The sequence below is a fragment of the Bradyrhizobium nitroreducens genome, from assembly GCF_002776695.1.
Classification (GTDB): domain Bacteria; phylum Pseudomonadota; class Alphaproteobacteria; order Rhizobiales; family Xanthobacteraceae; genus Bradyrhizobium; species Bradyrhizobium nitroreducens.
The window spans coordinates 462-670 of record NZ_LFJC01000015.1; the positions used below are offsets into that span (position 1 = coordinate 462).

Sequence of the window (209 nt, forward strand, 5' to 3'; positions counted from 1 at the left end):
TGAGTATGGGTTGCATCCGAGCCTGATGGATGGGGCGTTGCAAGCGGGCATGGGGCTCATGCTGGGCGAGCAGGCCGCGGGCAAGGTGGCGTTGCCGTTCGCGGTGGAGAGTGTGCAGGCGCTGGCACCGCTGACGACGAAGGTGTGGGCTGTCGCGCGCCATAGCCGGTCGAGTGGGCCGGACAGTGGCGTGCACAAGCTGGACATCG

General features: G+C 67.5%; 2 protein-coding genes. One reads left to right on the plus strand and one right to left on the minus strand.

Annotation, left to right across the window (positions count from 1 at the left end; genetic code table 11):
- Positions 1-60, minus strand: a 60-nt coding sequence (locus TSA1_RS41255) for a hypothetical protein (RefSeq protein ID WP_488226056.1), incomplete at its 3' end; no start/stop codon positions are given.
- On the opposite strand from TSA1_RS41255, the gene TSA1_RS40520 reads away from it, so the two are divergent.
- Positions 38-209: hypothetical protein (locus tag TSA1_RS40520; RefSeq protein ID WP_488226057.1), on the plus strand; the 172-nt coding region annotated here is incomplete at its 3' end. The genes TSA1_RS41255 and TSA1_RS40520 overlap by 23 nt on opposite strands.